Raw genomic sequence first — 5,045 nt, forward strand, 5'->3', positions numbered from 1 at the left:
TCACTGAGCATACAAGATACTCATCCAACGAATATGGAACGTAGTGACAACAAACCGAATAATCTCGAACCTGATACTCCATCTCCGCGTGTTTTCGGATGGAATAAAGCTGACGGTTAATTTGGGCCATGAGAAGGCGATCATTCGCCCTTTTTTACAAACGAACCCTCAAAAATATTTCAAGAGAATCCTTTAAGCGCAACGGATCCATTTTGTATCTATCCCGTTATACGAGACCGGTGAAGTCCCAAGGTTCATTCGTGAAACAGATCTTCACGTCAAAGCCTCATCAATTAATGTAAATGACAGATGACATATTCTCCCGGATATACAGGAAACGACGTCAATTAAAAGTCATTCTTAGTTGGATCCAGCAGGATATCGTGGGAGAGACCCGTGAGAGCAACAGCGCCGAGCGCACCAATCACACCCTCGCCTCCGATCAGCCGGATCCCAAAACTCTCTGCGGTTGCCTCTGCGATAGTCCGCGGGATGACCTTTGTCCGGACCATACGGCCGTACTCGCGGAGATTTTCAGGAACGATCAGTCCCTTACGGATGGCGAGCCCCCATTCCACGGACAATGATTCGTCAGCAAGGAACTTTTGTGTCTTTTCCACCAGCGCTGCGTACCGGCCAGGCTGCACAGCAACCTCAATAAAACTCGCTGAGTTGCCCGCAGTCTTCCGGAATACGGCAGGATTCAGCATCGCCACGTGATGGCTGATCGGGAGAACCCCTTTGATCCTGCCTACGTGATTCAGGAGAGCAAGAGCGAGAGCAAATGTTGCCCCCCCCTCATTAGAGTCGGTATCATCGATACCAATTGTCACTTTCATAAGGGCCTGCGTAGAGACCCGGCCCTCAACAAGATGCCCGTTGTGCTGCGATTCAACATGCACCACTCCTTCCGCACGGGCCATCATACCAGACAGGGAGTAGGCAGGACCTCCGATACACCGGATATGCTGCACAATCAGGTCATCCCGGCATTCAATTCCGCATACGCCCACAGCGGACTTCGGGAAGAGACCAATGGATATTTCAGATGATCCGAGACGGCCGGATTCGCGAAGGAGGGTGCCGTCCCGCTCGACACGAGAGAGCACACCCCCGGCAAGTGCGTGATGGTGCCCGCAGAACGCAGCGCAGGCTCCGCTCATACAGTCATGATAAATCTCGACACTGGATCCGTCAACGGTTGTGAAAATCCGCTTGCAGGTGCTTGAAGGAACGGCACTGATGGCAGCATACCGCGCCGGGCTCCTCCCGCGTTTCTCGCCCCTAATGAGGACACATCCTTCGCGGAGGAGCCGGGTCACCCAGTCCTGCGCTGTGCTCCGTGGGATACCGGCGGATTTCTGGATATCCGTTACCGTGAAATAGCCTTTGTCGAGGGTGAACTGGCGCATCAGGCGCAGGTAATCCCTGCGATGTTCAAGGACGCTGGACATGACAATTCCGGATAAAGAGCAGGTCCCCGATAATCGCGCTTGCAGTCTCGACCGACCCGGCACCCCGGCCGATCAGGGTGATCTCCTTTGCCATATCGACCTCAAGCGTGAGTGCATTGAGCGTTCCCTGCGTAACGAGCGGGTGGTTCTTTTCCAGGATGCGGGGAGAGACCCGGAGCAGATTCTTCCGGGGGATAGCCTCCGCGATTAAGCGAATGGTGCAGCCCTGTTCATCGGCAAGCCGGAGCGCATCCGCAGTGAGGAGATCGATCCCGGTCCGGTCGACGTCTTCGAGTTTTACCGCGTTCCCCCAGATCGTGTTTGCCAGGATCACGAGCTTGATAGCCGCATCGATTCCCTGGACATCATAGGTGGGATCGGCTTCCGCGTATCCCAGTTCGCGGGCCTCAAGGAGGGCTTGTTCATAGGTGAGCCCCTCGTCTGCCATCCGGGTAAGGATGAAGTTGCAGGTGCCATTCAGGATTCCATAGATGGCAAGGATCTCGTTTCCTGCAAGGCCGTGCTCAAGCACGTGCATGATGGGGATTGCTCCGGCAACCGTTGCCTCGTACCGGAACTCCACACCATTCTTCCTGGCGAGTTCTCTCAGTTCCTTGTAGTACAACGCAACCGGGCCCTTGTTTGATGTGACTACATGCTTCTTCCGGTTCAGCGCAGTCCGGATATACCCCGTTGCAGGTTCTCCCGATAGCGCGTTCGTCGGGGTCACCTCTATCAGGGCATCGTACTCTGCCTTTGCCACAACATCCGCTGCCATGACTCCCGGAGTTCCGCAGGAACCAGTCTTTCTTTTGGTGGCAAGAACGGATGCAATATCGATACCGGCGTTATTTATGAGACCGCTTTTCGAATCTGCAATTCCGGTGATAGTGAGCCCGAGATCTTTCTTTGCGATCATTTCTGCCACGCCACGGCCAACGGACCCGAGACCAACAAGAGCAACCTTCATGCAATCTCCTCCAGCGGCTCGATCATCAGCAGGTTCTTCTGATCCGATACCTTGCGGAGAATTTCCAGTGCAGACTCCATATCGTTCTTGCTGAGGGCCTTGATGGTGATGCGCGATGACGATCGTTCGTTGACCGCAGGCATACTCATCGAAAGCTCGCTCACTTCGGCAAAGCCGGTGGAGTCGATCCGGCCGACCGTGTCCGAGAGATCGGTGTGCATCAGGTGGCCGATGATGATGACCGTGCGCCGGTAAAGGAGGCGCTCCCGGTCGATGCGCTGGATGTGGACACCCTGTCCCTTGAGGATTGCAATCAGGTTCTCCAGTCGTCCCTCGGGTAACTCTAGGACGATCTGGACATTCAGGGTCTTTGTGTCCTGATCCGGTTCGCGCTGGTGGATGACGGCGATGATGTTCCCGCCAACATCCGAGATCGGCTTCAAAGCTGCCACCAGCTGGCCGGGCGAATCCTTCATCTCGAGTTTCATGGAGACCTGCAATTGTTCCACCTTCCCAGTAGTAGATCGCAACGAAAGATAAGTCTTTATTTTAATTTCAGCAGGCACTCTTCAGAGATTGCGGAGTTTCTTATCCACTTTCTCGAAAAAGTTCCTCTTCACATCGACAAACTGTGCCGGAACCGGGGATCTCCCGACCTGAATCATGCTGGATGTGCCAAGATCGATGGTCTGCTGACCGTCAAGAACCAGCTTCGCCGGCTTGGCACTCTCGAGCCGGATCTCGAGTCGCCTTCCCTCGCTGATAAGGTGCGGGCGTGACGAGAGCATATAGGGTGCCAGCGGTACGAGGAGGAATCCCTGGATCCGCGGATCAACGATCGGGCCACCGGCACTCATGGCATATGCGGTTGACCCGGTGGGTGTGCTTACTAAAAGCCCATCTGCCCGGAACTGTTCTGCCACAACACCATCGATGATTATTGAGAAACGCAGCATCTTTGCAGGGCGTGTCGTGACAATCAGGGCTTCGTTTAAGGCAGATCCAAGGGGGACTCCATCCTTTGCAAGGGAGATCCGCATACGATGCTCAACAGAAAAGCCATGACCGAGATTTTTAACGAACAGAGGAGCATCGGCCGGTTCGAGATCTGCAAGGAATCCCACCTCACCCCAGTTGATGCCAAGAACCGGTATCGGGCGGTCGAGCTGCTGGATGGTCCGGAGGATCGTACCATCCCCCCCTATGACAATGACAACATCTGCATCCACTCCGGCAAGGTCGCTGCCGGATTCTCCTGCTGCTGTTGCAGTATCGTGATCAAACTCTGCTGAACACCCGACATCAGAAAGAATGGACCGTATTTCGTGGGCAAATTCGAGAGCCTCTGCATTGTCAATGCGGGAAACAATTACGGCCTTCATTGTCGTCACCTCAGATACTCAATCACCTTATGGTGCAGGACACGGTTTGTTGCGACAATGCACCGCCCCACGGTAACCTCCTCCGGAAATGTGAGGGGTCTGCCATCCAAATCTGATACCGTTCCCCCGGCTTCGCTGCACACGAGCATCCCCGCTGCTGCATCAGTCACTCGGAGCGTCCCGCGCAGGTCGACGAACCCATCTATTCTCCCGCACCCGACATAACAGAGCTCGAGCGCTGAAGCCCCAAGAAGGCGCCAGCGCCGGATTTTCTGGCCCAGATGTATTACCCGGCTGGGATCAAACTTCCTGCCATAGACGCTGAGGGCACATTCATCGAGATTGGATACCGCAGACACCCGGATATCTCTGCCATTACATTCAGCAAATCGCCCTTTTTCTGCAGTAAAGGTCTCTTTGCTGGCGAGATTGCGAACATATGCTTTCTGGACAATTCCATTATTTGCATAGGCTATGGAAAGTGCGTAAAAGGGAATGCCGGCCACCGCGTTGAAAGTCCCGTCAACCGGGTCCAGGAAAATTGTGCCCTCCGGGCCATCGAAGGACACTTTGCCGGCCTCTTCGCTGATAAGAAGAGAACAGATCGGATTCTCACGGAGGATCTCAATAATGATATCCTCTGCAACCTTGTCAATAAGTTTTGTTGGCGTCCCGTCAGCACCCATGCAGACGGTTTTTCCACCTTCATGAGTACAGACAAGACTGCTGATAGCTGATTCAACCCTCCCGGCCATCAGGTCGCATGCAGAGAAAAAATCAGTGTTCATATATAGACGATTCCAGGAACTCCCGAATCCTGCGCTGTATTTATGTAATGCAACAGAGATAAAATAATAGCGCGTTTACTGTTAAAGCAAAAAATCAGGAGAAAAGAATGAAGGAACAGACGGAAATTGGAAAGATCAAGGAAGGCAGGTATATCGTTATCGATGAGGAGCCCTGCAAGGTTGTCGGCATCGCAACATCAAAGCCCGGAAAACACGGCGCAGCTAAAGCACGTATCGATGCGGTAGGAATTTTTGATGGCGTCAAACGCTCAATCGTATCACCGGTTTCGGCAAAAACCTATGTACCTGTTGTCGAACGGAAGAGTGGCCAGGTCCTCTCCATTGCAGGAAACATGGCCCAGCTCATGGACATGAAAGACTTCACCAACTTCGAGATCCCCATTCCGGAAGACAAGACGGGCGCTATCGAAGTGGGAAAAGAGTACATGTA

6 protein-coding genes are annotated in these 5,045 nt (G+C 53.6%); 1 reads left to right on the forward strand and 5 read right to left on the reverse strand.

Annotation, left to right across the window (positions count from 1 at the left end; translation table 11 throughout):
* Nucleotides 1–347 precede the first annotated feature (347 nt).
* The 5 genes from CW742_RS06995 to CW742_RS07015 all read right to left on the reverse strand — a co-directional run bounded on the left by CW742_RS06995 (nt 348) and on the right by CW742_RS07015 (nt 4,594).
* A complete protein-coding gene (locus CW742_RS06995) occupies nt 348–1,454 on the reverse strand; it encodes a helix-turn-helix domain-containing protein (RefSeq protein WP_292418369.1) in 1,107 nt (368 codons plus the stop codon).
* Nucleotides 1,438–2,424 (reverse strand): homoserine dehydrogenase, encoded by a 987-nt coding sequence (locus tag CW742_RS07000; protein ID WP_292418373.1) that lies wholly within the window; start codon nt 2,422–2,424, stop codon nt 1,438–1,440. The genes CW742_RS06995 and CW742_RS07000 overlap by 17 nt, the downstream gene beginning before the upstream one ends.
* On the reverse strand, nt 2,421–2,912 hold the full coding sequence (locus tag CW742_RS07005) for an amino acid-binding protein (protein ID WP_292418376.1): 492 nt from the start codon (nt 2,910–2,912) through the stop codon (nt 2,421–2,423). Before CW742_RS07005 ends, CW742_RS07000 begins: the two co-directional genes overlap by 4 nt.
* 81 nt (nt 2,913–2,993) lie before the next feature.
* A complete protein-coding gene (locus CW742_RS07010) occupies nt 2,994–3,806 on the reverse strand; it encodes an NAD(+)/NADH kinase (RefSeq protein WP_292418379.1) in 813 nt (270 codons plus the stop codon).
* 5 nt (nt 3,807–3,811) lie between these two features.
* Nucleotides 3,812–4,594, reverse strand: a complete 783-nt coding sequence (locus tag CW742_RS07015) for a bifunctional fructose-bisphosphatase/inositol-phosphate phosphatase (protein WP_292418382.1) — start codon at nt 4,592–4,594, stop codon at nt 3,812–3,814.
* Nucleotides 4,595–4,701: 107 nt separating this feature from the next.
* On the opposite strand from CW742_RS07015, the gene CW742_RS07020 reads away from it, so the two are divergent.
* Nucleotides 4,702–5,045, forward strand: a 344-nt coding sequence (locus CW742_RS07020) for a translation initiation factor IF-5A (protein ID WP_292418385.1), incomplete at its 3' end; no start/stop codon positions are given.

The organism is Methanoregula sp. (assembly GCF_002835825.1).
Classification (GTDB): Archaea; Halobacteriota; Methanomicrobia; order Methanomicrobiales; family Methanospirillaceae; genus Methanoregula.

Bases quoted from the DNA above. Each gene is read 5' to 3' on its own strand.
- CW742_RS07010 (WP_292418379.1), bottom strand. From the start codon at position 3,806: ATGAAGGCCGTAATTGTTTCCCGCATTGACAATGCAGAGGCTCTCGAA.
- CW742_RS07005 (WP_292418376.1), bottom strand. From the start codon at position 2,912: ATGAAACTCGAGATGAAGGATTCGCCCGGCCAGCTGGTGGCAGCTTTG.
- CW742_RS07015 (WP_292418382.1), bottom strand. From the start codon at position 4,594: ATGAACACTGATTTTTTCTCTGCATGCGACCTGATGGCCGGGAGGGTT.
- CW742_RS06995 (WP_292418369.1), bottom strand. From the start codon at position 1,454: ATGTCCAGCGTCCTTGAACATCGCAGGGATTACCTGCGCCTGATGCGC.
- CW742_RS07000 (WP_292418373.1), bottom strand. From the start codon at position 2,424: ATGAAGGTTGCTCTTGTTGGTCTCGGGTCCGTTGGCCGTGGCGTGGCA.